Source organism: Micromonospora sp. HM5-17 (assembly GCF_003762835.1).
Taxonomy (GTDB): domain Bacteria; phylum Actinomycetota; class Actinomycetes; order Mycobacteriales; family Micromonosporaceae; genus Plantactinospora.
In genome coordinates this window covers 1-26,492 of sequence record NZ_RJWA01000008.1, presented here as the reverse complement: position 1 = coordinate 26,492, position 26,492 = coordinate 1, and the positions used below count along the sequence as shown (strand labels likewise).

Annotated in this window: 22 protein-coding genes; 11 read left to right on the top strand and 11 right to left on the bottom strand. The window is 74.9% G+C overall.

Annotated features, from left to right (window positions below; all coding sequences use genetic code 11):
- Window positions 1-88 precede the first annotated feature (88 nt).
- The 7 genes from EF879_RS21245 to EF879_RS21215 all read left to right on the top strand — a co-directional run bounded on the left by EF879_RS21245 (window position 89) and on the right by EF879_RS21215 (window position 8,651).
- Window positions 89-985, top strand: coding sequence for a helix-turn-helix transcriptional regulator (locus tag EF879_RS21245; protein ID WP_123561372.1), 897 nt, complete (start codon window positions 89-91; stop codon window positions 983-985).
- A gap of 24 nt (window positions 986-1,009) precedes the next feature.
- Window positions 1,010-1,864 (top strand): SAM-dependent methyltransferase, encoded by an 855-nt coding sequence (locus tag EF879_RS21240; protein WP_123561370.1) that lies wholly within the window; start codon window positions 1,010-1,012, stop codon window positions 1,862-1,864.
- Between the two features lie 346 nt (window positions 1,865-2,210).
- Window positions 2,211-3,521 (top strand): glycosyltransferase family 4 protein, encoded by a 1,311-nt coding sequence (locus tag EF879_RS21235; protein WP_123561368.1) that lies wholly within the window; start codon window positions 2,211-2,213, stop codon window positions 3,519-3,521.
- 59 nt (window positions 3,522-3,580) lie between these two features.
- Window positions 3,581-5,017 (top strand): O-antigen ligase, encoded by a 1,437-nt coding sequence (locus EF879_RS21230; protein WP_148086512.1) that lies wholly within the window; start codon window positions 3,581-3,583, stop codon window positions 5,015-5,017.
- 1 nt (window position 5,018) lies between these two features.
- On the top strand, window positions 5,019-6,143 hold the full coding sequence (locus EF879_RS21225) for a Wzz/FepE/Etk N-terminal domain-containing protein (protein WP_158624229.1): 1,125 nt from the start codon (window positions 5,019-5,021) through the stop codon (window positions 6,141-6,143).
- Window positions 6,144-6,159: 16 nt separating this feature from the next.
- Window positions 6,160-7,791 carry an oligosaccharide flippase family protein gene (locus EF879_RS21220; protein WP_158624227.1) on the top strand — a complete coding sequence of 544 codons (1,632 nt, stop codon included), beginning with the start codon at window positions 6,160-6,162 and terminating at the stop codon, window positions 7,789-7,791.
- Window positions 7,788-8,651 carry a sulfotransferase gene (locus tag EF879_RS21215; protein ID WP_123561360.1) on the top strand — a complete coding sequence of 288 codons (864 nt, stop codon included), beginning with the start codon at window positions 7,788-7,790 and terminating at the stop codon, window positions 8,649-8,651. The genes EF879_RS21220 and EF879_RS21215 overlap by 4 nt, the downstream gene beginning before the upstream one ends.
- Window positions 8,652-8,660: 9 nt before the next feature.
- Here EF879_RS21215 and EF879_RS21210 read toward each other — a convergent pair whose 3' ends face one another.
- The 3 genes from EF879_RS21210 to EF879_RS21200 are packed head-to-tail and all read right to left on the bottom strand — an operon-like array spanning window position 8,661 to window position 12,021.
- The gene (locus EF879_RS21210) at window positions 8,661-10,160 is read right to left on the bottom strand and encodes a hypothetical protein (protein WP_123561358.1); all 1,500 of its coding nucleotides are present in this window, start codon (window positions 10,158-10,160) and stop codon (window positions 8,661-8,663) included.
- Entirely contained in the window at window positions 10,157-10,930 is a 774-nt protein-coding gene (locus EF879_RS21205; protein ID WP_123561356.1) for a sulfotransferase, read from the bottom strand. Before EF879_RS21205 ends, EF879_RS21210 begins: the two co-directional genes overlap by 4 nt.
- On the bottom strand, window positions 10,927-12,021 hold the full coding sequence (locus EF879_RS21200) for a hypothetical protein (RefSeq protein ID WP_123561355.1): 1,095 nt from the start codon (window positions 12,019-12,021) through the stop codon (window positions 10,927-10,929). The genes EF879_RS21205 and EF879_RS21200 overlap by 4 nt, the downstream gene beginning before the upstream one ends.
- A gap of 264 nt (window positions 12,022-12,285) precedes the next feature.
- Between EF879_RS21200 and EF879_RS21195 the strand changes: the two genes are divergently transcribed.
- From EF879_RS21195 to EF879_RS27755, 4 genes are all read left to right on the top strand, one after another.
- A complete protein-coding gene (locus tag EF879_RS21195) occupies window positions 12,286-13,569 on the top strand; it encodes a glycosyltransferase (protein WP_123561353.1) in 1,284 nt (427 codons plus the stop codon).
- Entirely contained in the window at window positions 13,563-14,717 is a 1,155-nt protein-coding gene (locus EF879_RS21190) for a sulfotransferase (RefSeq protein ID WP_158624226.1), read from the top strand. Before EF879_RS21195 ends, EF879_RS21190 begins: the two co-directional genes overlap by 7 nt.
- A gap of 2 nt (window positions 14,718-14,719) precedes the next feature.
- Complete coding sequence (locus EF879_RS21185) at window positions 14,720-15,631, top strand: sulfotransferase (protein WP_123561351.1); 912 nt, start codon at window positions 14,720-14,722, stop codon at window positions 15,629-15,631.
- A gap of 363 nt (window positions 15,632-15,994) precedes the next feature.
- The gene (locus tag EF879_RS27755) at window positions 15,995-17,272 is read left to right on the top strand and encodes a hypothetical protein (RefSeq protein ID WP_233604640.1); all 1,278 of its coding nucleotides are present in this window, start codon (window positions 15,995-15,997) and stop codon (window positions 17,270-17,272) included.
- Window positions 17,273-17,357: 85 nt separating this feature from the next.
- Here the strand turns inward: EF879_RS27755 and EF879_RS21175 are convergent, their stop codons facing one another.
- From EF879_RS21175 to EF879_RS21140, 8 genes are all read right to left on the bottom strand, one after another.
- Window positions 17,358-18,428 (bottom strand): polyprenyl synthetase family protein, encoded by a 1,071-nt coding sequence (locus EF879_RS21175; protein ID WP_123561349.1) that lies wholly within the window; start codon window positions 18,426-18,428, stop codon window positions 17,358-17,360.
- Between the two features lie 94 nt (window positions 18,429-18,522).
- Window positions 18,523-19,848 carry a nucleotide pyrophosphatase/phosphodiesterase family protein gene (locus EF879_RS21170; protein WP_233604659.1) on the bottom strand — a complete coding sequence of 442 codons (1,326 nt, stop codon included), beginning with the start codon at window positions 19,846-19,848 and terminating at the stop codon, window positions 18,523-18,525.
- A gap of 53 nt (window positions 19,849-19,901) precedes the next feature.
- Window positions 19,902-21,041 (bottom strand): metabolite traffic protein EboE, encoded by a 1,140-nt coding sequence (gene eboE / locus EF879_RS21165; RefSeq protein ID WP_123561345.1) that lies wholly within the window; start codon window positions 21,039-21,041, stop codon window positions 19,902-19,904.
- Window positions 21,041-21,892: a TatD family hydrolase gene (locus EF879_RS21160; RefSeq protein ID WP_123561343.1), complete on the bottom strand. Its 852-nt coding sequence runs from the start codon at window positions 21,890-21,892 to the stop codon at window positions 21,041-21,043. Before EF879_RS21160 ends, eboE begins: the two co-directional genes overlap by 1 nt.
- Window positions 21,892-22,482 (bottom strand): EboA domain-containing protein, encoded by a 591-nt coding sequence (locus EF879_RS21155; RefSeq protein WP_123561341.1) that lies wholly within the window; start codon window positions 22,480-22,482, stop codon window positions 21,892-21,894. The genes EF879_RS21160 and EF879_RS21155 overlap by 1 nt, the downstream gene beginning before the upstream one ends.
- Window positions 22,479-23,588: a sugar phosphate isomerase/epimerase gene (locus EF879_RS21150; protein WP_123561339.1), complete on the bottom strand. Its 1,110-nt coding sequence runs from the start codon at window positions 23,586-23,588 to the stop codon at window positions 22,479-22,481. The genes EF879_RS21155 and EF879_RS21150 overlap by 4 nt, the downstream gene beginning before the upstream one ends.
- On the bottom strand, window positions 23,585-24,502 hold the full coding sequence (locus EF879_RS21145) for an SCO3242 family prenyltransferase (RefSeq protein ID WP_123561337.1): 918 nt from the start codon (window positions 24,500-24,502) through the stop codon (window positions 23,585-23,587). Before EF879_RS21145 ends, EF879_RS21150 begins: the two co-directional genes overlap by 4 nt.
- On the bottom strand, window positions 24,495-25,724 hold the full coding sequence (locus EF879_RS21140) for an inositol-3-phosphate synthase (RefSeq protein ID WP_123561336.1): 1,230 nt from the start codon (window positions 25,722-25,724) through the stop codon (window positions 24,495-24,497). The genes EF879_RS21145 and EF879_RS21140 overlap by 8 nt, the downstream gene beginning before the upstream one ends.
- Between the last annotated feature and the right edge of the window lie 768 nt (window positions 25,725-26,492).

Sequence of the window (26,492 nt, the reverse complement as noted above, 5' to 3'; positions counted from 1 at the left end):
GATGACAGCCCCGGCCGAGGGGCGCGGCCGGTAGCTCAGGCGGATGGCCGGTGGCATGCTTGGCGTCGGGTAGAACCGGAGGTACGGGATGAGTCGGTTGCCGCGGCGGGACGTCCCCGGCGACGGCCCTACGGCGGTCCGGGTACTGGTGGGCGCGCAGCTCCGGCGACTGCGTGAGGAGCGGGGTCTGACCCGGGCGGAGGCCGGCAACGCGATCCGCGCATCCGAGTCGAAGATCAGCCGGATGGAGCTGGGCCGGGTCGGCTTCAAGGAGCGCGACGTCCGGGACCTGCTGACGCTCTACGGCGTCCCCGACGGCGAGGAACGGGCGACGCTGCTGGCCCGGGTACGGGAGGCCAACACGCCCGCGTGGTGGCACGCGTACCGCGACATCACGCCGAACTGGTTCCAGCGGTACCTGGGACTGGAGGCGACGGCGACACTGATCCGGACCTACGAGGTCCAGTTCGTCCCGGGACTGCTCCAGACCGAGGAGTACGCCCGCGCGGTGGTTCGCCTCGGGCTCGGCACCGCGGGCGAGGAGGAGGTCGCCCGGCGGGTACGGCTCCGGATGGAGCGGCAACAGCTGCTCACCCGCCCGGATCCGCCGACGCTGTGGGCGGTGATCGACGAGGCCGCGCTGCGGCGCCCGGTCGGTGGCCCGCGGGTGATGCGCGACCAGCTCGAGGCGTTGATCGGCATCGTCACGAAGCTGCCGAACGTGCGGCTCCAGGTGATCCCGCTCGCCGCCGGCGGGCACGCCGCGGCCGGCGGCTCGTTCACGATCCTGCGCTTCGCCGAGGAGGACCTGCCCGACCTGGTCTACATCGAACAGCTGACCAGCGCGCTCTACCTGGACAAGCGGGAGGACGTCGACTGCTACTTCGACGCGGTGAACCGGCTGTTCGTCGAGGCCGCGCCGTTGACGGACACCGTCCGGATCCTGGAGCAGCTCATTCGGGAGCTCGACGAGTCGTATCGGTGATCGCGTGTATTCTCGGCGCGTGCCATGTGGGCGGCGGCCGATCGAAAGGCGTTACCGGTGACCAACGAGACGCATCTGTCCGGCGGGGAGCAGATCTCCCGGTCCAAAATCGACACCACCGTCCCACAGACGGCCCGGGTCTGGAACTACTGGCTCGGCGGCAAGGACAACTACGCCGTCGACCGGGCCCTCGGCGACGAGATCGCGAAGGCGTACCCCATCATCGTCGACATCGCCCGGGCCGACCGCGCGGTGCTCAACCGGGCCGTGCGGTACCTGGCCGGCGAGGCCCACGTCCGGCAGTTCCTGGACGTCGGCACCGGGCTGCCGACCGCCAACAACACCCACGAGGTGGCCCAGGCGGTCGCCCCGGAGTCCCGGATCGTCTACGTCGACTACGACCCGCTCGTCCTCGTACACGCCCGAGCCCTGCTGACCAGTGGCCCCGAGGGCGCCACGGACTACATCGACGCCGACATTCGCGACACCGAGAAGATCCTGCGGGAGGCGGCGCGGACACTCGACCTCGCCAAGCCGGTCGCGGTGATCCTGTCCGGGATCCTGGCCCACCTGCCCACCGTCGAGGAGGCCCGGTCGGTGGTACGGCGGATCATGGCCGCCCTTCCCAGCGGTAGTTACCTGGTGGTCGTCGACGGCACGAACACCAACCAGGAACTCAACGACGTGATGCGGATCTGGAACGAGTCGGCCAATCCGCCGTACGCGATGCGCAGCCCCGAGGAGATCGCCAGCTACTTCGAGGGCCTGGAACTGGTCGAGCCCGGGCTGGTGGACGTCACCCGGTGGCGCCCCGACCCCACCCCGGGCGACCCACCGCGCCCGCTGCACAACCTCGTCGGCGTCGCCCGCAAACCCTGACGGTCCGGCGTCCACCGCCCGTGCCTGCACCGGCGTGACGAACGCCCGGCGACCGCCGCTGTCGCGGCAGGACCGCCGGGCCCGTCCACCCGGCCGGCCGTGACCCCGTCCCCGGCAGAAGGAACGTCCTCCGGCGCCGTGTGATCGTCGACCCGGTCAGCCCCTTCCGGAGATCGACGGATCGGAGCATGATCTTTTCCCGACGGCTGCCCGGCGGCCGATCTGGCCGTGCGTGGCCGGGGTGGCACGAGGCGGCTCGCCGAAAGCACCGCGCCACGGGAGCTGGGACACCACGCGCCGGGCCTCCGAGCTGGGAAAACGGGGCGCCGAGTCACAGGGAGGCAGGGTGCGGCATCCGGACTGGCGACCGCTGCGCATCGCGATGATCGGGCAGAAGGGGATGCCGGCGACGTACGGCGGAATCGAGCGGCACGTCGAGGAGCTGGCGAGCCGGCTCGCGTCGTACGGCCACGAGGTGACCGTCTACTGTCGGCAGAGTTACGGCAGCGTGCCGCTGGACCGGTACCGCGGCGTACGGCTGCGGCAGGTCCGCACCATTGCCAGCAAGCACCTGGACGCCATCGTGCACTCCACCGCCTCGACCATCGCCGCGATGGCCGAGCGCCCGGACATCCTGCACTACCACGGCCTCGGCCCGGCCCTGGTCGCCCCGTTGCCGCGGGTGGCCTCCCGGGCCCGGGTCGTGCTCACCGTGCACGGCCTCGACAACCAGCGTGACAAGTGGGGCGCCGGGGCGCGGGCGGTGCTCGGCGCGGCGTACTGGCTCAGCGGGTACGTCCCCCACGAGCGGATCGCCGTCTCCCGCGGCCTCTCCGCCCACTACCGGGACCGGTTCGGACGGGCCGCCCGGTACATCCCGAACGGGGTGGTGCCGCCCCGCCGGCTCCCGCCCCGACAGATCACCTCCCGGTTCGGGCTGACCGCCGGCACGTACCTGATGTTGGTCGGCCGGCTGGTCCCCGAGAAGGCCGCGGACCTGCTGGTCCGGGCGTTCCGCCGGGTGCCGACCGGGTTGCGTCTGGCGCTGGTCGGCGGCTCCTCGTTCAGCGACGACTTCGTGGCCCGGCTGCGGCGCACCGCCGAGGGGGACGAGCGGATCGTCTTCACCGGCTTCGTCTACGGCGACCTCCTCGCCGAGCTGTACAGCAACGCCGCCGGCTTCGTCCAGCCCTCCCGGCTCGAGGGGCTGCCGCTGACCCTGCTCGAGGCGGCGGCGTACGGCCTGCCGGTGGTCGCCAGCGACATCGCCCCGCACCTGGAGGTGCTCCGGGCCGACGGACCGGGACGGCGGCTGTTCCGCGACGGCGACGAGGACGACCTGGTACGGGCCCTGTCCCGGCTCGTCGCCGACCTGCCCGGCGAGCGGGATGGCGCCGTCCAGCTGGCCGAGCAGGTTGTCGCCGAGTACAGCTGGGACACCGCGGCCCGTGAGCTGGAACGCCTCTACCTCGACCTCGCCCGGCCGGCCTCCCGACCGCCCCCCGCGCCCCCGCCGTCCCCCGGCTCCGCGTCGGACACCGGCCGCGGAACGGATGCCGGACTCGCCGCGTCGTCCACTTCTGTCCGCCGGGCCCGCCCGGCTAGATTGAGGCGGCTTTCGGGCCGGGCCAGGTCGGGCCGGTCCGGCGGCCGGTGACGACACGGTGGGCGTGGCGCCATCCGTCAACCACGTCAGCGACGACAGGGGGCGCGTCCGTGCGAGTGAGGGTCGGGGCGGTCGGCGTCGGGGTGGCCACGACGCTGGCCGCGGCGGTCGCCGTCGTCTCCGGCAGGGCACTCGCCGAGGGGAACCGGGTGGCGGTGGTGCTGCCCCTCGCCGTGGCCGCGGGCGTCGCGGTCGCCGTCCTCGCGCTGACGCGGTTCGCCGGCTACCTGCTGGTGATGCTCGCGATCCGCTCCTGTGTCGACCTGTTCAAGATCTCCGGACCGGTCGCCGGTCGGGTTCCGGACGCCGACGCCGCCCGGCTGCTGGACCCGTCCACCATGCTCGCCGTCCTGTTCCTGCTCGCCGCCGGGCTCTGGCTGGCCGCCCGCGTACGCGCCCACGGCCGCCTCCGCGGCTCCCCGCTGGGCTGGGCGATGCTCCTGGTCGGGGCGACCGGCCTGGTCAGCGCCCTCGGCGCGGCCCAGCCGCAGCCGAGCCTGCTGGAGGCGCTGCGGGTGCTCACCGTCGTGGTGATGTTCGTGGTGCTGGAACAGCTCATGCCGGACTCCGCCGTCCTGCGCCGGGTCCTGCTGGCCTGCTACGCCTCGCTGGTACTGGCGCTCGGCTACACGGTGCTGCTCTCCGCACTCGGCCACCCGCCCGCCGAGGTCAAGGGGAACTTCACCCGGATCAGCGGCCCGTTCAGCCAGTCCACCACCTTCGGGCGCTACCTGATGTTCATGGTGGTCTTCGGGTTCGGGATCTACCGGTTCCTCTCCCGTCGGCTGCGGATCGCGCTCGGCGTCCTGCTCGGACTCTCGCTGCTCTTCCTCCTGCTGACCAACACCCGCAGCGCGATCCTCGGGACGGCGCTCGGCCTCGTCGTGGTGGCGGTGCTGCACCGCAGCCGTCGCCTGCTCGCGCTGCTCGCGGTCGTCGCCGTCGCCGGCCCCGCCCTGTTCCCCGCGGTCGGCGACCGGTTCGCCCAGCTCGCCGACGAGCGGGCGATCGGCGGTGGGCCGACCGGGAACACCCTCGCCTGGCGGGTGACGTACTGGACGGAGATCGTGGAGCTGGCCGACCGGAACCCGGTGACCGGGATCGGGCCCAACATGACCCAGCGCGAGACCGACGAGGCGAAGCGACCACACAACGACTTCCTCCGGGCGTACGTCGAGACCGGGCTGCTGGGGCTCGCCGCGTACCTCGCGATGCTCCTGCTCTGCCTCCACACCGCCCGGACGGCGCTGCGCCGGGCGCCCCCGGGCAGCCTCGACCGCGGGATCGCGGTCGGGTTCGCCGGCTGTGCCGTCGCCTTCGTCGCGGTCAGCGCCGCCTCCAATGCCATCTCGAACGTGGTCACGCTCTGGTACTTCGTCGCCTTCGCGGCAGCGGCGAGCGCCGTCGCCCGCCGCCCGGCGGCCCCCGTCACCCGGCCGTCGGCCGGGGCGCTCTCTCCTTCCCCGCCCACCGCACTCAGGAGCTGACGTGGAGATCATCGACTACCTGCGGGTTGCCCGGCGGCGGCTCTGGCTCCTGGTGGCCGTGCCGGTCCTCGCCGCCGGCGCCGCCGCGGCGCTGGTGCTGCTCGCGCCCACGCGGTACGCCGCCACCGCGTACGTCGCCGCACCCGCGCTGGTCGGCGGCGATTCCCAGTACAGCGGCAACCAGGCGGCGAACCAGTTCGTGGCGGCCTTCGGGGCGGCGGTGACCGCGCCGACGGTGCTCGCCGAGGTCTCCGCCGCGACCGGCGTCGACGTCGAGGCGCTGCGCGACGGGCTCACCGTCACCCAGGTCGGCGCGAGCAGCCAGCTCGAGGTGAGCTACCAGAGCACCGACCGGGCGGTGGTGGCGCCGGTCCTCGGCGCGACCACCGAGCACGCCCTCTCGTTTCTCTTCTCGTCCCAGGTGGAGATCGCCACCGGTGAGGTCGAGTCCGCCAGCGCGGACGTGACGGCGGCGACCCGGGCGATCAGCGACTGGGAGAAGGCCAACAAGGTGTCCCAGCCGGACCGGGTCTACCAGGCGGCGCTCAGCGAGCTGGCCAGCCTTCGGCAGCAGCGGCTCCAGATGCAGGCGGTCGGCAACACGCGAGGCGCCGACGCGGCGGCCGACGCGATCGCCGACGCCCAGCGCACCCTGGACGAGATCGGCCCGAAGCTCCCCGACTACCAGGCGCTGCTGGCCCAGCGGGACGCGGCGACCAGCGCGCTGGCCCAGGCACGGGGACGGTTGCAGGCGGCGCGGGCACAGGCCCAGGCCGCCGACCCGGCGAAGGTCACCAGCGTCGGCCCGGTACGCGAGGTCGACCGGATGCGGCTGCTGGCACGTACCGCACTGCCGGTCGCCGGGGCCGGCCTGGTGGTCGCGGTGCTGCTGGTGGCGCTCCTGGAGCTGCTGTCCCGGGGGCGAGGCGCGGCGGGCGCCGGGCCGGCCTCCGCGCCCGGGTCGGCCCCGCCGTCTGCCGCGGGGCCGGCGTCGGCCCAGCCGGAGCCGACCGGCCCGGCGGACGGCGTGGGTGTGCCGGCCACGGTGGGTGCCGGAGGCGTCGGACCGGATGCCCGGACGGCCGGCGACGGGCCCGACCCCGGGGCGGCCGGGGACCGGTCGTGACGGACGGATCCACCGGATGACCGCGGAGGTGGGCCGGTCGACGGAGGGCGTCGGCGGCCGGTACCTGCGCGGCATGGCCCGCGGCGGCAGCCTCAACCTGGCCGGCGCGGTGCTGGGCCAGGCCTCCGCGTTCCTGGTGATGCTGCTGCTGGCCCGCGCCCTCGGCATCGCGGAGGTCGGCCGGTACGCCCAGTGCTACGCCGTGCTGTCGCTGCTCGGGCTGCTGTCCCTCTCCGGGTTCCGGGCCGGGCTGACCCGCTTCGTCGCGGTGCACCTCGCCGACGGCGATCCGGCCGCGGTACGCGGCACGATCCGGCTCGGCCTCGCCGTCTCGGCCGGCTCGTCGGCGCTGATCGCCGTCGCGCTCGCCGTCGCCGCCCCCTGGCTCGCCGGCGTCCTGCACGACCCCGGGCTCGATCTGGGCCTGCGGCTGGTGGCGCTGACCCTGCCCGCGAGCACCGTGCTGGACGCGGCCCTCGCGGCGACCCGTGGCTGGCGGACCCAGCGTCCGTTCACCCTGGTCGGGCAGGTCTACGAGCCGGTGACCCGGCTGCTGGCCAGCGCGGTGGCGCTCGCCTTCGGGGCGGGGCTCACCGGTGCCTTCTGGGCTCTGGTGATCGCCAACTGGTCGGCGGCGGCGCTCGCCCTCGGCGCGCTGGCCCGGCTGCTGCGCCGGATCGCGCCGGCGCCCCCGGCGTACCGGCCCGGCGAGTTGTTCGGCTTCTCGACGGTGAGCTGGGCGTCGTCGCTGGCCTCGACCGGTCTGATCTGGATCGACACCCTCCTGCTCGGGCTGTACGCCAACGACGAGATCGGCGTCTACCATGTCGCCACCCGCCTGGTCACGGTCGCGGTCTTCGTGCTGGCCCCGATCAACGCCGCGTTCGGCCCCTACCTGGCGCACCTCTACCACCAGGGCCGGATGCCCGAGGTACGCCGAATCTACGCCGCCGCCACCGGCTGGGTCGCGCGGCTCTCCCTGCCGGCCTTCGTGGCGCTGCTCGTCTTTCCGGAGCAGTTGCTCCGCCTGGTCGGCGGGACGGACTTCGTCGCCGGGGCGGCGGTGACCGTCATCCTCGCCCTCGGGCAGGTGGTCAACGCGGTGACCGGCCCGTGCGGCACGGTGCTCACCATGTCCGGCCGGGTGGCGGTCAACATGGCCGACAACGTGGCGGCGCTGCTGCTGAACGTGGCGCTCAACCTCTGGCTGATCCCGACGTACGGCGTCGTGGGCGCCGCGGTCGCCTGGGCGGTCTCGCTCGCCGCGGTGAACGTCGCCCGGGTGGTGCAGGTCCGCGCGCTGGTCCGGTCGTTGCCGGTGACCGCCGGTCTGGTCAAGGGGCTCGGTGCCGCCGTGGTCGCCCTCCTTTTCGGGTACGTCGTCCGTGGCCTGGTACCCGGCTGGGGCCCGCAGCTCGGGGTGGGGCTGGCGGTGATCGTGGTCGGCTACCTCGGTACCGTGCTGGCGCTCGGGCTGGATCGGGAGGACCTCATGGTGCTGCGCGCGGTGATCCGGCGCGGCGGCCGGCGTGCCCTCGAGGCCGAGGTCGACGCCGATTCCGGGGCGCGGCAGGCCCGGACCGGCGGCGCCGAGACCGGAACCGGGGCCGAGGTGCCGACGCGGCGCACCGGGGCGGTGGGACCGTGAGTGGGCCCGGCCGCCGTACCGTGACCGACTGGCTGCGGCGCACCGTGCGGTCGACCCGGGCCTGGGGTCACGCCGCGCTGCCGGGGCAGCCCGGCCGCCTCCCCGACTTCCTGATCATCGGCGGTCAGCGCTGCGGCACCACGTCGCTCTACCGCTACCTGGCCGCCCACCCGCAGGTCCGGCCCGCCACCGGCAAGGAGCTGCAGTTCTTCAGCCTCCACTACGGGCGCGGCGAGCGCTGGTACCGGGCCCACTTCCCGACCACCCCGCCCGGGGTCCGCAGCTTCGAGGCGAGCCCCTACTACCTCTTCCACCCGAGCGTGCCGGCCCGGGTGGCGGCGACCCTGCCCGAGGCGCGCTTCGTCGCGCTGCTCCGTGATCCGGTCGAGCGGGCCTACTCGCACTACCTGCACACCCGGTCCTACGGGGCGGAGCCGTTGAGCTTCGCCGACGCGCTGGACGCGGAGGAGGAGCGGCTGGCCCGGGCGCTCCGGTCCGGCCCGGAGACCGCCGCCGCCCACCACGCCCTGCGCAACCACTCGTACCTCGCCCGGGGCCGGTACGCCGAACAGCTCGACCGGTGGTTCGCCGTGCTGCCCCGGGAACGGCTGTACGTGGTCCGCAGCGAGGAGCTGGCCGCGGACCCGGCCGGGACGTACGCGGGGATCCTGCGCTTCCTGGAGCTGCCGCCGTTCACGCCGGCGGCGTTCGCCCGACACACCCGCCGGGTCGACGTCGGTCCGTCGCAGTTGACCCCGGAGCTGCGGGCGCGGCTGCGGGCGTACTTCGCCCCGCACAACGCCCGCCTCGCGGATCTGCTCGGCTGGCCCGACCCCTGGCCCGACACCGCCCCCTGCTGACCGACGCGCTCAGCGGCCGACGCCGGCCAGGAGGTCCGCGACCGGACGGTCGGCGCGGAGCAGGACGGGGATGGCGGTGATCGTGGTGGGGCCGCCGACCCGCGGCGGGGCGCCGACCGTGGCCGACTCGGCGGTCGCGGCGGCCGGCACGGTCACCGGCGCGCCCGCCGCCGACCAGAGGACCAGCGTCGTGCTGCCGCCCCGGGTGAAGGCGACCCCGGCCAGCACCGCCGCCGCGTCCGGCGGTAGCGGGGCGACGGTGGCGTCCCGGGCCGCCTCGGCGAGGCTGGCCAGCGCCCGGCCCGCCTCGCGCTCGGTGCCGTCCGGGTCCAGCAGCCCGTACCGGACCTCGGCACCGGCCCGGTTGTTCGGGTTGTACGCCAGCGGCAGCCAGCAGAGCTGGTCGATCCCGCCGGCCACCAACTGGGTCACGGTCTTCACCAGCTCGGCGGCCCGGCTGGCCGCGTCGCCGTCGCCGTCCTCCCAGAACTGGCCGACCTCCCAGGCCTGGATCGGGGTGCCCGCCGGCGTGCGGGCGCGGAGGTAGTCCAGGAGCGGAGGCACCCCGGTGAAGTGCTCGTAGAAGTGGAGCTGGCGGATGTCGACGGTCCCGTCGGCCAGCAGCTCCTCGGTCGCGGCCAGGAAACGCAGGCTCCGCGCGGCGGTCGGGGTGGCGAGCACGTCGCGCAGCCGGGCCGCGTCGGTCACCTCGGGGATCTGCTGGCCCCGGGTGCCGATGCGGCGCTGGAAGTACGCCCGGTAGGCGGCGACCGCGTCGGCCTCCCGCCCCGCCCGCAGCAGCCGGTCGGCCACCCCCATGCCGTACGCGACGCTGCTGATCCCGGAGTCGCCCACCCGCCCCTGCGGGTCGGCGGCGCGAATCGTCTCGGCGGCGGCGCGGACCAGGGTCTGGTACTCCTCCGGGCTGCCCGCCCAGTAGCTCGGCGAGTTCACCTCGTTCTCGACGGCGTACTCGTGCACGCCGCGCGGGGCGTACCGCGCCACGACACCGCGGACGAAGCGGCGGTAGGCGGCCAGGTCGGCGGGCATCCTGGACTCGGTCTTCCCGGCCGCGCCCCGGGTGTACCGGGCGGTCCCGCCGGTCGCCCAGCAGGTCCCGGTGCGGATCTTCAGGTGCAGGGTGATGCCGAGTTCCCGGCTACGGTCGGCGATCCGGTCCACCTGCGACCAGTCGAGACTGCCCGGGGTGCGCTCGACGTCGCACCAGGTCAGCTCCGCGTAGGTCGCGGAGCCGGCGAGCTTGCCGAGGTACGGCGCGAACCGGTCGTGGCGGGACCAGTCCCAGTGGGCGCCGAACGGATTCCGTACCCCGGTCCCGGCCGGAGCGGCGCCGCCCGGCGGGACGGTCGGTGCGGAGCCGACCGGCGACGGAGGCGGCGGCTCGGGTTCGTCGGCGGTGCAGCCGGTGAGCAGCCCGGCACCGAGCAGGGCCGCCATCGCGGCGACGCACACCCGCCGGACGGCCCGACCCGGTCGTCGCCGGTTCACCGGTAGCCCAGCTTCCGCAGGGTCGGACCGGAGAAGATCCAGACCAGCAGTCGCAGGAACGGATCGAGCTCCCGCCGGTACGTCCCGACCCGGGACGGGTAGATGGCGCTCTCCACCCGGGCTGCGGCTCGGCGCTGGTCCGCCTCGGTGGTGTACTTCCGCGCCACGTCGTGCGGCTTGGTCGCGTAGTCGAGTACGCCGTCCTCCCACGGTTCGCCGAGGAACTCGAAGAGGCCGCGCAGCGCCTTCTCCGGGTCCGCGACCACCTCCTCGTAGCGCAGCTCGTAGTAGCGGTCGGCCGGCAGGGTGGCCCCGAACCGCCGGGCGGTGTGGATGTAGCGGGGCCACTTCACCACGCACTTGACCGCCGACCAGTAGCCGAACCGTTTGCGGTGCGAGACCACCACGTCCCGGCCGTCCCGGATCAGGTGCACGATCTGCGCGTCGGGGAAGACCTCGGTGACGAAGTCGAGCGAGAGCGCGTAGAGGGGGGTCTTGTCCGCCCACCGGACCTTGCCGCGGGACGCGGCATAGTCGGCGTGGATCCCGCCGAAGAACTCCGCGATCCGGCGCAGCCAGTCCTCGCGCGGGAAGCCGAACCGGGACAGCCGCTCCCAGTCCCGATCGACGAGGCGCCGCAGGTCGGGCAGGAACCGGGTCTCCGGGCCGCAGCTGAGTCGGGAGTGCGAGTCGAGCACCAGGCGCAGCATGGTGGTGCCGGAGCGCTGGCAGCCGACCAGGAAGATCGGCCCGGTGGGAGGCGCGGTCACCGGACCGCCTCCCGGCTCGACGAGCTACCCCGGAAGCGTGCGGTGCCGACGGCCGGCGGGACGGGTGTGGTTGCCGCCGTTTCCGGCCGGGGTTGGGTGGCGACGGCCGGCGCGACGGCCCCGGTGCCGGGGTCGCCCGGGACGGGACGGGCGGCGACCGGGTCGAGCCGGGCGGCCAGTTCGGCACAGCGGGCCCGGACCCGGGGGTCGATCGGCAGCGGGTCGACACCCCCGGACGGAGCGCGGCGAACGCCGAGGGCGGGCGCGGAGCGCGGGGCGATGTGCGCGTGCAGCCGCGGGTCGTACCGGAAGTCGAGGAACGCGCAGAGCCGGCGCAGCTGGCCGGCCGGGTCGGCGACCAGCGACTCGTACCGGCAGAGCAACACGTCGTCTCGGCGGTCGAGGCCGAGGGAGAAGAAGAGGCTGTTCCGGACGTACCAGAAGAGGGCGGCGCCGGTGTAGGGGTCCATCCGCTCCGGCTCCAGGCCGCGGATCAGCGCCACGGTCTCGGCGTCGAGCCGCTGCCCCGGCCAGCGCCGCCCGATGGTGCCGTCGGCGATGGCGCGCAACGCCCGCAGGTTGGCGTCGCCGAACTTCGCGACCTCGGAGCGGGCCCGGTCGGCCACGTCCCGGTAGACCCAGAGCGCCCGTCCCGGCGCGAGCCCGGGCAGGGCCAGCAGCTCGTCCACCCGGTGGCTGTCGCAGAGCGGCTTGACCAGCACGTACGCGTGCCGACTGCGCAGGATCGCGGCGCGCAGCACCTCGTCGGAGCGGAGTGTGAAGCGGTGGAAGATGGTGCGGTCGTTCTCGTTCCGCACCTCGAACTCGGGCGCGGCGTCGAGGCCGCGGACCAGCATGTTGGTGCCGGAGCGCTGGAGCCCGACCAGGTAGACCGGCACCGCCGTGCCGGGCGGTACGCCGTGCCGGGCCCGCCAGCGCCGCTTGCGCAGCGCCGTGCCGACCCGCTCCACCGGGTTGAGCCGGTCCTCCTCGACCAGCCGCCGAATCCCCTCGGTACGGGCCCAGCGCAGGTGCCGCGCCACCCGCCGGGCGGTGTACGCCAGTGCGGAGGGTTCGTCCTCGCGTACCACGGTCCTCCTCGCTCCGGTCGCCCCCTGATCCGCCGGACCGGGTCAGCGGCCCTCCCCACCGAACGGCAAGGCTAGTCGGTGGGTTCCGGCGGAGGCCAGGACGGCGGGCCGGAAGGGCACGCGACGATCATCCTTTCAGGTACATAAGATCTCCGAACTGGACGCCCCGACCGGCCCCGCATACCGTGACCGGTGCCCGGGACAGGCTCCCGGCCGTCCAGAACCGATCCGGGGGTACCCCATCGACATGAGCGGGCCGAGTCGATGCGCGTGCTCCACGTGAACAAGTTCCTCTACCGTCGCGGTGGTGCCGAGGGCTACCTGTTCGATCTCGCCGCGCTGCAACGCGCCGCCGGGGACACCGTCGCGTACTTCGGGATGGCGCACCCGGAGAACGAACCGTCGCTGGCGTACGCCCGGCACTTCCCGCCCCGGGTGGACCTGGAGCCGCCCCCGCCGGGTCTGGGGGCACGGGTGGCCGCGACCGCCCGGATGATCTGGTCACCGGCGAGCCGGCGAGGCCTGGCCCGGGTGATCGACGAGTTCCGGCCGGACGTGGTGCACCTGCACAACATCTACCACCAGCTCTCCCCGTCGATTCTCGCCGCGGCCCGCGCCGCCGGGGTCCCCTGCGTGCTGACCCTGCACGACTACAAGCTGGCCTGTCCCAGCTACCAGCTCCTCGACCGCGGCCGGCCCTGCCTGGCCTGCGTGGAGGGCGGTCCACTGTGGGCGATGCGGCGCCGCTGCAAGGACGGCTCGTTCTCCCGCAGCGCGGTGCTCGCGGTCGAGTCCTGGCTGCACCGCACGTTCCAGGCGTACGACCCGGTGCGGGTCTTCGTCAGCCCGAGCCGGTTCCTCGCCGACATCCTGCGTCGTGCCGGGGTCTATCCGGACCGGCTCCGGGTGGTGAACCACTTCGTCGATTCGGACGCCGTCGCGGCCCCCGCCGCCACCCCCGGACGGCCCGGCGGGGTGGTCTTTGCCGGACGACTCGCGCCGGAGAAGGGGGTCGACGTGCTGATCGAGGCCGCCGCCGCCCTGCCCGCCGGGGTGCCGGTCGACATCGCCGGCGACGGGCCGGCCCGGCCCGCGCTGGAGGCGCTCGCGGCCCGTCGGGCGCCGGGCCGGGTCCGGTTCCACGGCCGGCTGGACAAGCCGACCCTGCACACGCTGCTCCGCTCGGCGGCGGTGGCGGCGGTGCCGTCCCGCTGGCACGAGAACCAGCCGATGGCGGTACTGGAGGCGTTCGCCTGCGGCATCCCCGTGGTCACCACCGACCTCGGTGGACTCCCCGAACTGGTGGAGCCCGGCGTGGACGGCGAGATCGTCCCCGCCGACGCGCCGGCACCGCTCGCCGCCGCGCTGCGCGGCATCCTCGCCGACCCGGCCCGCGCCCGGCGGATGGGCCGGGCCGCCCGGGCGAAGGTGGCGCGGGACTTCGCTCCGGCGACGCACCTGGCGCGGATCCGCGCGCTCTACGCCGAGGCCGCGGCATCGACCGGCGGTACGGCGGCGGCCCGGGCGGACGCGGAGGCGGTGTGGTGAGCCGGGTCCGGGTGCTCTACCTCGCCGGGAGTGGCCGCAGCGGCAGCACCCTGGTCACCACGATCCTCGGCCAGCTTCCCGGGTTCGTCGCCGCCGGCGAGGTGCGCTACCTGTGGCGGCGGGGGTTGGTGGAGAACCGACCCTGCGGCTGCGGGCGGCCCCTCCGCTCCTGCCCGGTCTGGACGGCGGTGCTGCGCGACGTGCCCGGGTCCGATCCGGCCGGCGTCGCGGCGCGGCTCGGCGGCCGGCTACGTATCCGCCGGCTCCCCGTCCTGCTGCGCCGGCACCGCCGCGGCCAGCCCTCGGTGCCCGGCCATCCCGACGACGCCCGGCTGGCCCGGCTCTACCCGGCGATCGCCCGGCACGTCGGCGCCGTACCGGCCCCCGCCGAGCCCTCCGGGCCGAGCGCCGCCGGGGAGTCGGAACCGGCCCGGGTCCCGAACCCACCGCCGGCCGGCCGCGTCGTCGTCGACTCCTCCAAGCTCCCACCGTACGGGGCGCTGCTCGGCGACCTGCCCGGCGTCGACCTGTACGTCCTGCACCTGGTTCGCGACCCGCGGGCGACCGCCTTCTCCTGGCGGCGGCGCCGCCGGCTCGACGGCGACCTGGACGACCGGCTGATGAGCCGGCCCCCGGTCTGGAAGGCGGCGCTGCTCTGGCTGGTCTGGAACGCCACGACGCTGCGGCTCTGGGCCGGCACCGGGCGTTACCTTCGGGTGCGGTACGAGGACTTCGTGGCCGACCCGGCCGGAACGGTGGCCCGGATCGCCGGGTTCGTCGGCGTCGACCCCGGCGAGCTGCCGTTCCCGACCCCGGACACGGTCCGACTCGCGCCCACCCACTCGGTCGCCGGCAACCCGGCCCGGCACCGTACCGGCGTGGTGAGCGTCGTCGCCGACAACGAGTGGGTCACCGCGCTGCCGCGGTGGGCGTACGCGGTGGTGACGGCGCTGACCTGGCCACTGCTGCGCCGGTTCGGCTACCCGATACGCCGTCCCGCGCCACCGTTCACCGCCCGCCCGACGCGGGCCACCACCGCTGGCACGTCGCCGGCCGGCGGCGGATCCGAAACCGGTCCACGCGACCACCCCGCAACGCCGCTCGGTGGCCACCGGACGTCACCGGATGCCCACGGGCAGGGGGGCTGACCATGCTCGTACTGGTGGTGGGGACCGGCCGGTGCGGCTCGACCCTGGTCCAGGAGCTGATCTGCCGGCATCCGGCGGTCGGGTTCGTCTCCGGGCTGGACGACAAGCTCCCCCGGCTCAACCTCAAGGGGCGGTTCAACGGGCCGCTCTACCGCCGCTCGGCGCCGCGGCCGGCCGGGATGACCTCGCTGCGGCACAGCCGCCGGCTGTGGGAGCGTGGGCGGCTGCGGATCGCGCCCTCGGAGGCGTACGGCCTGCTCGACCGGCACGTCCTGGCCGGCTTCTCCCGGCCCTACCGGGACCTGCTCGCCGAGGACCTGACCCCGTTTGTGGCCCGCCGGCTCCGCGCCTTCTTCGACGAACGCCGCGCCCGGCAGGGCTGCGAGCTGTTCGCGCACCACGTGACCGGCTGGCCGCGTACCGGGCTGTTCTCCGCCGCGTACCCGGAGGTGAGGGTCGTCCACGTGGTCCGGGACGGGCGGGCGGTGGCCAACTCCTGGCTCCAGATGGGCTGGTGGGACGGCTGGCGCGGGCCGGACAACTGGCTTTACGGCCCGCTGCCGGAGCCGCTGCGGCAGGAGTGGGAGGAGTCCGGCGGCTCCTTCCCGGTGCTCGCCGCACTCGGCTGGCGGATGCTGATGGACGCGTTCGGGCAGGCCCGGCTGCGGCATCCGGCCGGTCAGTGGCTCGACATCCGGTACGAGGACCTGCTCGCGGCGCCGCGCCAGGAGGTCGGCCGGATCCTCGACTTCCTCGGCCTGGACTGGTCGCCCGCATTCGAGAAGGGGTTCGCCCGCTACCGTTTCGCTCCCGACCGGATGGCCGCCTACCGCGACGAACTCAGCCCCGCCCAGCTCGCGGCCGTCGAGCGGGTGCTGGAGAAGCCGCTGGCCGAGTGGGGCTACCTGGGCTGAGCCAACGGGGTCTCGCACCGCGCGCCGCCGACCCCGGCGGGGCGTCGATCAGGTTGCGGAATCGACCGGCGCCACCAACACCGCCATCGACCCTGATGATGCTCGATGTCATAGGTTTCCATTAACTCCGGCTGAAAAGAAGCACAGTTTCGCGACGGCGGTTTGATTCGCAGCCGACCGATTCCTACGTTGTGGGTGCGACCCGCGGGGCGCGGTGGGTCCGGCCCCGGGCCGATTTCGCGCGGCACCGACGTCACCTGCCTGCCCCTTCCCACGACCGGCGCCGAAAGGGTCGCCCGGCACGGCAGCCGGATGTCGCCGTCCGAGGTCGGACCGTACGAGTATCCGAAAGGTCGAGTGCACATGGGACACCGTCACGCCCCCGTCAGCCTCGGTGTGGGTCGGCGGGTGTTCGCCGTGGCCGCCGTACTCCTGGTGTTCGGTGCCCTGGTCGGTGTCACTCCCGACTCCCGCGCGGAGAGTGCGCGGCGCGCCCCCGCCTGCGATCCCCCGTCGTCGCCCTCCCCCACGGCGACCGGATCCGACGGCACCGGCGACGGCGGCACCGCCGCGAACGCGGCCACACCGTCCGCGTCACCGCCGACGTGCGCGGAACCGGACGGCGGCGAGGAGACACCGGGCGATCCGGGCGGTGCCGCACCCGGCGGGGGTCTGGATCCGCTCGGTGACGACTGCACGAACAGCAAGCTTCCGGCGCACACCGGCTTCCAGGAGGGTGGACGGTGCGTCTCCACCGCCTTCGGTGAGGTGGGCGCGGCGGAGCGGAACCCGACGCTGTTGATCACCGAGGCCCCGGAGCGGGTACGGGCGGGGCAGCCGTTCCGGCTCGTCGTGAGCACCCGCAACCTCGTCCGGGACCGGTTCCTCCCGGCCGGGCAGGGTGGTTACTACCTGGAACGCTCCTTCCTCACCGACGAGGGCCTGGTCCGGGGGCACTTCCACACCGCCTGCCGGATGCTCACCAGCACGTCGGAGGCGGCGGACCCGGCTCCGGTGCCCGCGTTCTTCGTCGCCACCGAGGACGGGAAGGGCGGCAGCGAGCCGGACCGCGTGATCATCGAGGTTCCGGGATTGCCCGCCGGGCTCGCGCAGTGCTCGGCGTGGGCCGGCGACGGGTCGCACCGCATCCCGATGATGGCGCGCGCCAACCAGATCCCCGCGCTCGACTCCGTCCGGATCCAGGTCGAGCCGGGCGCCGAGGAGCCACCGGCCGACGACCCCGGCGGCGACCAGCCACCCACCGGACAGCCTGGCGACGACGAACCACCCACCGACCAACCGGGCGACGGCGACCAGCCGCCCACCGGGCAGCCCGGCGACGGCTCTCCCGGGCAGGAGCCCGGCGGAGAGGAGCGCCCCGGATCGGGGCAGGGATCCGACGGGCAGGAACCGGACCCGGAGCGGTCCGGCGGCGCAACCGCCACCCCGACGCCGACCCGCCGCGAGCCGTCCCCCGCCGGACCGACCACCGCGGGCGGCACCACCGAGGCGTCCGGCTCGGGCGGCGGCCTGGCCCTCACCGGTACGAACACGATCGCCTTCTTCGGCCTCGGCGGGGCACTGCTGATCGGCGGCGTGGCGCTCCTCTACCTGTCCCGTCGGCGGACGGTGCGGCGCTGACGCGGCGGTCGGCAGGCCTCGGCGGCGCGGTGGCGTCCGGCGGACGCGGCCGCGCCGTCGGCCGGTGGGGCGCCGGGAGACCCGGTCACCACTGTCGGTTGATCGCCGACTCGGCGAGCGCGGCGAGGGCGTCGTACACCTCGGCGGGAATCGGGGCCTCGGCGAGGGCGGCGATGGCCGCGTCGGCGCGTACCCGGATCATCTGCTCGATGCGCTCCAGGGCACCGGTGTCGACGATGATCCGCCGCAGCTCCGCCGCGCCGGAGGCATCGAGGTCGGGGTTGCCGAAGAGGTCCCGCAGCCGCGCGGCCTGGGCCCGGTTGGCGCGGCTGCGGGCAAGCGCCATCATCACGGTCGGCTTGCCCTCGCGCAGGTCGTCCAGGGTGGACTTGCCGGTGAGCGCCGGGTCGCCGAAGACGCCCAGCACGTCGTCGCGGAGCTGGAACGCGTCGCCGAGCGGGTCGCCGAACGCGGCGTACGCCTCGTGCAGCTCCGGCCCACCGCCGGCCAGGCCGGCGCCGATCTGGAGCGGGCGGGTCACGGTGTAGCGGGCCGCCTTCATCCGGATCACCGTGAGCGCGCTCGCCACCGAGCCGTCGCCGACCCCGGAGACCAGGTCGAGGTACTGCCCGGCGATCACCTCGGTGCGCATGCGGGCGAAGACGGCGTATCCCCGGTGGATTCGCTCCGGTGGCAGGCCGCACTCGTGGAACATCTCGTCGGCCCAGGCGGCACAGAGGTCGCCGCAGAGCAGCGCGGTGTTGCGCCCGAACGAGGCCGCGTCACCGCGCCACGCCGACCGCGTGTGCAGCTCGGCGAAGATCCGGTGCACCGACGGTTCGCCGCGGCGCCGGTCGCTGCCGTCCATGATGTCGTCGTGGATCAGCGCGAAGGCGTGAAAGAGTTCCAGCGCCGCGGCCGCGACGATGACCTCGGGCCGGTCGGGGCCGCCCGCGCCGCGCCAGCCCCAGTAGCAGAACATCGGGCGCAGCCGCTTGCCGCCGGCGAGGACGAACCGCCGCAGCGTCGCCAGCACGCCCCGGGGCGCGCCGTCCGGCCACTCCGGGTCCTGCCGGTCGATGAACGTCGCCAGCTCCGCGTCGATTCGCCCGCGCAGGTCGTCCAGTCCGGTCTGCGGCGCGACGTCGAGGCTCACGGCCGCCCTCGCCTCGCCGCCGGCGCATCGCGCCCGTCGGTCCGGGCGCCCCACCCGATCCGGCTTCCCCACCCGGTTCGAGTGTTCCGCCCGGTCACGGCCGGAGCCCCGCCAGGCCGAGCAGGAAGTCCTTGACCTCCGTCGCCGCGAGCCGTGGGCGGGCGGCCGCGCGGTCGGAGCAGATCACCACCGGTGCGTCGTCGGGATGCGCGGGGAGCCGGCCGTGGGTGCCGCGTACCGCCTTCGCGCCCGCGTCGAGCCCGACCACGCTCATCAGGTAGCGCAGCCCGAGCTTCTTGCGGACCAGCGCGACGGCCGCCCGCCGCTTCGCCGCCGCCGGGGCGGCGGGGTCGAAGAAGAGTTCGGCGGGGTCGTACCCGGGCTTGCGGTGGATCTCGACCAGCCGGGCGAAGTCCGGGGCGCGCGCGTCATCGAGCCAGTAGTAGTACGTGAACCAGGCGTCGGGCTCGGCCACCAGCACCAGCTCGCCGGAGCGCTCGTGGTCGAGGCCGTGCGCCGCCTTCCCCGCCTCGTCGAGCACCTCCCCCACCCCGGCCAGGCCGGCGCAGAGCCTGGCGACGGCGGGGACGTCGGCGGGATCCCTGACGTAGACGTGGGCGACCTGGTGGTCGGCGACCGCGAACGCCCGCGACGTCCACGGGTCGAGGTACTCCATGCCGTCCTGCGTGTACACCCGCAGCAGCCCCTCGGCGCGGAGCATCCGGTTGACGTCGACCGGCCGGCGGGCCTCGGTGATGCCGTACTCGGAGAGGGCCACGACCGTGGCACCCCGGGCCGCCGCGGCATCGAGCAGCGGGGCGAGCACCCCGTCGACCGCGGCCGCGGCGGCGGCCGCCTGCGGCGCCGACGGACCGTAGCGCTGGAGGTCGTAGTCGAGGTGCGGCACGTAGACGAGGGTGAGGTCGGGATCGTGGTCCGACATGATCTTTTCGGCCGCCCGGCAGATCCATCGCGAGGAGGGAAGGCCGGCGCCCGGACCCCAGTACGTGAAGAGCGGGAACGGGCCGAGCGTGCCGACCAGGTCGTCGTGGAGTTCCGGCGGGTCGGTGTAGCAGTCCGGCTCCTTGCGCCCGTCGGCGTAGTAGATCGGTCGGGGGGTGACCGTCCAGTTGACGTCGGCGCCCATCGCGTACCACCAGCAGACGTTGGCCACCGTGTAGCCGGGCCGCACCCTCCGGGCCGCGTGCCAGAGCTTCTCGCCGCCGACGAGCGCGTTGTGCTGCCGCCACAGCAGTACGTCGCCGAGGTCCCGGAAGTACCACCCGTTGGCCACGATGCCGTGTCTTGTGGGCTTCTCCCCGGTGAGGAACGTGGACTGCACGGTACAGGTGACGGCCGGCAGCACCGTGCCGAGCGGGGCCTGAAAGCCGGCGTCGGCCACGGCACGCAGCCTCGGCATGTGCACCAGCAGCCGGGGCGTCAGCCCCACCACGTCGATGACGACCAGTGGTGTCACGGGACCTCCTCACGCTCGGGTACCGGCGCCCGACCGGGCGGGAACTCGTCGATCAGGGCACGGGCGAACGCCAGCTCGGCCGCGATGCCCGCGGCCACCTCGGCGTCCGTGCGGGGACGCTGCTCCTCCGGGAGCACCCCCCAGGTGTACGTCTCCACGTCGAAGTGGTCGCAGGCCGGCTCGGGCGGGGCGAGCAGTTCGCGGAGGGCGGCGCGCAGGACCGGCACGGTGGAGGTGAGGGGCCGGGCCGGCACGGCGTGCAGCGGCACGTGGTAGTGCACCCGCCACGGCCCGGCCAGCTCCCGCTCCAGCGCATCGTCCAGGTCGTCGGCGCTCTCCCCGTGTGCCGAACGGGTCTGGTGGAGGAAGCGCGGCTCGACGTACCCGCGCAGGACGTCGGCCGCGGCGGCCGGGTCAGCGGCCTCCAGGGCGGCCGAGACCTGCACCTTCACCACCGGCAGACCGGCCGCCCGGAGGCGGGCCAACGCCTCGGCCGGCTCCTCCCAGGCGCAGGCGAGGTGGGCCAGGTCGAGGCAGACACCGAGCCGTTCGGTGTCGACCCCGGATAGGGCGGCGACGGCCTGCGCGGTGGTCTCCACGACGCAGCCCGGCTCCGGCTCGAAGCCGACCCGCACCGGTCGCCCGGCCTCCTCGGCGATCCGGGCGAGCCCGGCGGCCAACTCGTCGAGGAGGCGCGCCGCGGCGTCGGCCCGCGCGGCGTCCCACGGCCGCCGCCAGGCCAGCGGGAGCGAGGAGATGGAGCCGCGCGTCGCCCGGTCGGGCAGCAGGTCGACCAGGACCCGGGCCAGGTTCAGGGTGTAGTCGAGCCGCCGCCGGTCGGTCCAGTCCGGATGGTAGACGGCGAGCTTGACGACGGGAGCCTGGAACGCCTGGTACGGGAAGCCGTTGAGGGTCACCACCTCCAGCCCACGGGCATCCAGCTCACGGCGCAGGCGCCGGCGGAGCGCCGGCTCGGCGACCAGCTCGGCGGCGAGGGGGGCGGCCAGCCACAGCCCCAGCCCGAGCACGTCGGCGTCGAGGTGACGCCGGATCGCGGTGGCGTACGTGTCGAACTGCCGGACGATCCCGGCGAAGTCCTCGGCCGGGTGCACGTTGGTGCAGTAGCTCAGGTGCATCAGCTTCCCCCGCGCTGGATGGAGTTGCCGGCGAAGGTCGCTCCCGTCTCCGCCACCGCGGAGACGTCCAGCCGCCCCGACTGGCCGTAGAACTCCACCGGGTTGCGCCACATCACCCGGTCGACGTCGTCCTCGGTGAAGCCGGCCTCGAGCATCGCGTCCGCGGTGGCCCGGGTGAGCAGCGGGTCGGACCGTCCCCAGTCGGCGGCCGAGTTGACCAGCATCCGCTCCAGGCCGTACTGCTGGAGGATCCGCACCATCCGCGGCGGCGACATCTTGGTGTCCGGATAGATGGAGAAACCGAGCCAGCAGCCGGTGTCGCGTACCAGCCCGACGGTGACCTCGTTGAGGTGGTCGAGAACGACCCGCCCCGGGTCGATGCCGGACTCGGCCACGACCGCGAGGCTGCGCCTCGTGCCCCGCGCCTTGTCCCGGTGGGGCGTGTGCACCAGGGCGGGCAACTCGTGTTCGATCGCCAGGGCGAGCTGGGCGGCGAAGACCTCGTCCTCCTCGGGGGTCATCGAGTCGTACCCGACCTCGCCGACCGCCACCACGCCGTCCTTCTCCAGGTAGCGCGGGAGCAGGCCGAGCACCTCCCGGCAGCGGGGGTCGTTCGCCTCCTTGGGGTTCAGCGCGATGGTGGCGTGGTGCCGGATTCCGAACTGGCTCGCCCGGAACGGCTCCCACCCCACCAGCGAGTCGAAGTAGTCGGTGAACGAGCCGGGGTTGGTGCGCGGCTGCCCGAGCCAGAACGCCGGCTCCACCACGGCGCGGACACCCGCGGCGGCCATCCGCTCGTAGTCGTCGGTCGTCCGCGAGGTCATGTGGATGTGTGGGTCGAGGATGCGCATCAGACTCCCTTCAACCGGTCGAGCAGGGCGAGCACGTCGGGAGCCAGGTCGCGGCCGGCCGCGCGGCGCTCCTCCAGCAGCCCGGCGAGCATCGTGGCGAGCTCGGCGTCGGCCCGCTCGTCCAGGTGGTCCACCACGGCGAGCGGTACGCCCATGAAGACGCACTTGAGCACCGCCTGTCGCCAGGCCGCGTCGTCGAGGCGCCGGGCGTACGGCCCGAGCGCCGCGGCCACCAGGCGGGGGTCGTTGGTGCGGATCGCGTCGCGGAGCAGCGGCACGCCCGCGTCGCCGACCGGCAGCAGGGGCAGCGCCTTGAGCACCGCCCGCTTCTCGGCCGCGTCGCCGTAGCGGTACAGCGTCTCCGCCTCCGCGGCGACCCGCTCGGCCGGGAGCGCGGCGAGCAGGAGGGCCCGCGCCGCCTCGTCGGTGCTCCAGCCCGGCGCGTCCGGCAGCGGGGCCCGCCCGCACCGCCGTCCGACGGCCGGGAAGAGCCGCCCGATCGCGGCCGGGTCGGCCGCGACACGCTCCAGCGCCTCCCCCAGCCATCCCTGCGCGGGTACGACCGCCCGCAGTTCGTCCAGGGTCGTCATCTCGCCTCCCCACGTGTGCCGTCACCGGCACCGGCCGCCCCGGCGCCGGCCTGCTCTCCTCCGCGCCGTGGCCCGGAGCCCGACGCCGACCGACCGCCGGGCCGGTCCTGTCCGTCCGGGGTGGTCGGACCCGCGTCTCCGGCCAGGCCCGCATTCCCGGACGGCGCCGCCGGTCCGGCCGGTGGGCCGTCCGGCGGTGCGGGTGGGCGCGGCGTCACCGGCAGGCCGGCCGACGCTGCCGCCCGGCGGAGGAAGTCGATGGAGCGGGTCGCGACGGCCGGCGCGGCGTGGGAGTGGCGGGGCAGTTCGACGGCGACCAGGCCGGCGTACCCCACCTCGGCCAGCGCCCGCAGCACCGGCGGAAAGTCGATCTCGCCGGCGCCGAACTCCAGATGCTCGTGCACGCCCCGACGCATGTCGTCGATCTGCACGTTGACCAGGTGGTCGCCGACCTCACGCACGCAGTCCGGGACGGAGAGCGGTTCCAGGCAGCGACAGTGTCCGATGTCGAGGGTGATGCCGAAGCCGGGCGGGGCACCGAGCGCGGCGTACAGGCGCCGCCAGCCGGCGATGTCCTCGACGAGCATGCCGGGCTCGGGCTCGAAGCCGAGCGGCACGCCGGCCTCCGCCGCCACCTCGACGATCTCGGCGCAGCCCCGGATCAGGCGATCCCAGGGGTCGGTCACCCCGGGCGGCGTGACGCCGGACCAGAAGGAGACCGCCTCGGCCCCGAGGTCGGCGCCGACCCGTACCGCCCGGCGCAGGAAGTCGAGCCGGGCGACCGGGTCGTCGTGCAGCAGCGTCGGGGCGTGCTTCTGCCAGGGGTCGAGCAGGTACCGCGCTCCGGTCTCGACGACCACCGCGAGGCCGAGCCGGTCCAGGGTCGCGGCCAGCTCGGCGGTGCGGCGGGCCAGGTTCGGGGCGAAGGGGTCGAGGTGGTCGTGGTCGAGGGTGAGCGCGACACCCTCGTAGCCGAGGTCGGCGACGACCGCGAGCGCGTCGGCGAGGCGGTGGTTGGCGAAGCCGTTGGTGCCGTACCCGAACCGCAGGGGGCGGAGTTCCCGGGCAGGTACGGCCCCCGGCGTCTCCTCGTGCGGTGGTCTCATGTCGCCGAGACCTTCCGGGCGAGGCGGCGGGCGAGCGGCGCGATGGCCGCGACCACGACGCCGGTCGCCGGTGCCCCGGCGCGGGCGGCGAGGGCGCCCTGCAACGGTGGGAGGCCGGTGATGCCGGCGCCGACGGCGGCTCGCACGCGGGCGGCGGAGGGGTCGGCCGCGGCCCGGACCTGGGCGGCGCCGTAGCCGGCGGCGTACCAGGCGGCGAGCGCACCGGGCACGGCGGCCGCGACCCTCGAGGCGAGCCGGGCGCCGGTCCCGACGCCGCGGGGCGTCCGGCCCGCTGCGGGGCCTGGGGCTCTCCGGGAGACGGCCGCGGAGAACGCCACGGCCGCGGTCCCGGCCAGGGTCGCGGCGGGCAGGGCGCGGTCGGCGCCGGAGACCTCGCGGCGGGAGAGCGCGGTCACCGTGTACGTGTGCGCGGCGACGGTCAGCGCCGCCGGCAGTGCCCGGGCGAGCCGCCCGCGCGCGGCGCCGAGCAGGACGTCGAGCCCACGGCAGGCGGCCATCACGGCGGGGCCGGCGGCGGTGTGCTTGGCCCGCAGGTCGTAGGCCCAGACCGCCCCGGCCAACGGGAGCGCCACGGCGAGGGCGCGGCGGCCACCGGCGAGGGCGGCGAGCCCTACCCCGGCGGCGGTGAGGCCGGCCGCGACGCCGAGAGCCTGCGGCGGCGTGATCCGGCCGGACGGGATCGGGCGCTCGGGGCGCTCGACCGCGTCGAGTTCGCGGTCGGCCCAGTCATTGGCGGCCATTCCCGACCAGTAGAGGCAGACGGAGGCGGCGGCGAGCCCGGCCGTGCGCGGGCCGAGCACGCCTCCCGCGGCCGCGCCGGCGACGACGTCGCCGGGTACCGAGAGCGCGGCGGGAGCGCGGACCAGCTCCACCAGAGAGCGCAGGCTAGGCATCGGCGAGCCCGCGGACGAAGGACGCGAGCAGCGCCCACTGCTCGGCGAGCCCGTGCGGGACCGGACCGGTCGCCCGCTGCCGGTCCCGCCGGTCGGCGGCGCCGGGCGGCTTCTCCGTGCCCCCCGGGTCCGGGCCGGTCGGCTCCGGCACCGGACCGAGTGGATCCTTGAAGAAGAAGGCCAGCTCGGTCAGGGGGCCGACCCGGCCGGCCCGGTGCGCGCCGGAGGTCAGCCGGGCCAGGTCGAGCACGAGGGGGGCGGCGAGCGCCGAGTCGCAGCCGTGCCAGGTGAACTCCATCCGCATCGCCGTACCGAGGAAACCGCTGAACGTGACGAGATCCCAGGCGGTCTTGAAGTCGCCGATGTCGTCGACGTACTCGATCCGGGTGGTGCCCTGCGGCTCGTACCCGAGCGTCTCCCGGAGGACGCGCTGCTTGCTGGTGGCCTTGGCGGCGTTGGGGCCCGGCTCGGCGAGGTTGGCGCCGTCGCCGCCGCCCAGCAGGTTGGTGCCGGACCAGGTACGGACCCGCAGGTTGCGCATCGCGAACATCGGGGCGAGCACCGACTTGACGAGGGTCTCCCCGGTCTTGCCGTCGTGGCCGGCGTACGGGACGCCGTGGTGGCGGGCGAGCGCGTCGAGGGCCGGGAGGCGGGCCCCGGTCGACGGGGTGAAGTCCACGTACGGGCAGCCCGCGGTGAACGCCGCGTACGCGTACAGCGAGCTGGGCGGGAGCACCGTCCCGGGTTCGTCGAGTGCCCGCCGCAGCGCGTCGGGGTTGGCGTGCCCGGGGTGCGGGGCGGCGGCCGGCTCGGTCGCGGAGACGTTGATGACGACCACGCGATCCAGGCCGTGCCGCCGCCGGAACGCGACGATGTCCTCGGCGATGAGCGCGGCGGTCTCGCCCTGGGTGGGGGCCGCTGGCACCGGACGAATCTCCGGCTCGACGGCGGCCAGGTCGTCGGCGAGCGCGGTGACCAGCCGGACGGGCAGCACGCCCGCGGCGGCGAGCGCCTCGATCTTCTTGCCCAGCGGCGTCGTGGCCGGGTCGTGACCGCCGAAGACGAGTTCGGTGAGGGCCGGCAGCGCCGGGCTGCGCAGCTGAGGCAGCTCGGTCACGCAGCCGGTGGAATCGGCCAACCCAGCCCGGATCGCGATCGCGCCGGCGATGCTGGTCGCGGCGACCGAACCACGCCCGCCCGCCAGCCACACCCCTGTCGCCATGGTGACCTCCCACCTTGATCGGATACCGTCGGCCCTATCGCCGGATATGTATGCTTTGGGCCCCGCCCACCCGCTTGCCGGATGGCACCACCGGGACGTCGTCGGAGTCGGCGGCACCGACGCCGTCCCGGCCCGGCCGGCGAGGCGGACGGGGCTCGTGGTGGGCGGGAGCGGTCGGCGTCCGTTCCCGCCCCCACGTCTGGGGCGGATCCTGTTCAACCTCCCCCCGCGCGGTCCGGCGGTGCCGCCGCGCCACCCGGGTTGGTCGACGGTTCATCCGGCACCGCCGGAGAACCCGCTCCAGGGCAGGTTGACCAGTCCGGTGGTCGAGCCCGGTGGTTGGACCGCCCGGCGCGGCGCCAGCGGCGCGGTCGGATGCGGCGGTCGCCGGGACGGCGCTCATCAGCGGTACGGTCAGCGCGGCCGCGGCGGCACCGGACAGCGCCGGCGCCCGAGTCCCCGGTGGAGGCGTGAGACGTCGCTCCCTCTGCTCGTGGGGTGCGGTGGTAGCTGGAGCCATGTAACCCTCCGGGGTCTGGGTTCCCTACCTCTGGCGCTGTGCTCCGGTCCCGTGGCGCGAGCGCCGGTGCCGGTCGTACGGCGAGGCTGGTCCGGGGCAACCGCGCCGTACGACCGCCCTGGTGCCCGGCCGCCCGGACGCGGGCGCGTCCGCGTCCGGACCAGTGCCGACGGACCCGGGTGTCCGGTCTGGACGCACGACGGCGCCCACGGTGCGACGGGTCAGCTGGTGGCCACGACGAGTGCCGG

Excerpts from the sequence above, each read along its gene's own strand:
- EF879_RS21160 (WP_123561343.1), bottom strand. The coding sequence starts at position 21,892 with ATGCGCATCCTCGACCCACACATCCACATGACCTCGCGGACGACCGAC.
- EF879_RS21195 (WP_123561353.1), top strand. The coding sequence starts at position 12,286 with ATGCGCGTGCTCCACGTGAACAAGTTCCTCTACCGTCGCGGTGGTGCC.
- EF879_RS21150 (WP_123561339.1), bottom strand. The coding sequence starts at position 23,588 with ATGAGACCACCGCACGAGGAGACGCCGGGGGCCGTACCTGCCCGGGAA.
- EF879_RS21185 (WP_123561351.1), top strand. The coding sequence starts at position 14,720 with ATGCTCGTACTGGTGGTGGGGACCGGCCGGTGCGGCTCGACCCTGGTC.
- EF879_RS21240 (WP_123561370.1), top strand. The coding sequence starts at position 1,010 with ATGTGGGCGGCGGCCGATCGAAAGGCGTTACCGGTGACCAACGAGACG.
- EF879_RS21220 (WP_158624227.1), top strand. The coding sequence starts at position 6,160 with ATGACCGCGGAGGTGGGCCGGTCGACGGAGGGCGTCGGCGGCCGGTAC.
- EF879_RS21170 (WP_233604659.1), bottom strand. The coding sequence starts at position 19,848 with ATGCCGAGGCTGCGTGCCGTGGCCGACGCCGGCTTTCAGGCCCCGCTC.
- EF879_RS21155 (WP_123561341.1), bottom strand. The coding sequence starts at position 22,482 with ATGACGACCCTGGACGAACTGCGGGCGGTCGTACCCGCGCAGGGATGG.
- EF879_RS27755 (WP_233604640.1), top strand. The coding sequence starts at position 15,995 with ATGGGACACCGTCACGCCCCCGTCAGCCTCGGTGTGGGTCGGCGGGTG.
- EF879_RS21245 (WP_123561372.1), top strand. The coding sequence starts at position 89 with ATGAGTCGGTTGCCGCGGCGGGACGTCCCCGGCGACGGCCCTACGGCG.
- eboE (WP_123561345.1), bottom strand. The coding sequence starts at position 21,041 with ATGCACCTGAGCTACTGCACCAACGTGCACCCGGCCGAGGACTTCGCC.
- EF879_RS21145 (WP_123561337.1), bottom strand. The coding sequence starts at position 24,502 with ATGCCTAGCCTGCGCTCTCTGGTGGAGCTGGTCCGCGCTCCCGCCGCG.
- EF879_RS21140 (WP_123561336.1), bottom strand. The coding sequence starts at position 25,724 with ATGGCGACAGGGGTGTGGCTGGCGGGCGGGCGTGGTTCGGTCGCCGCG.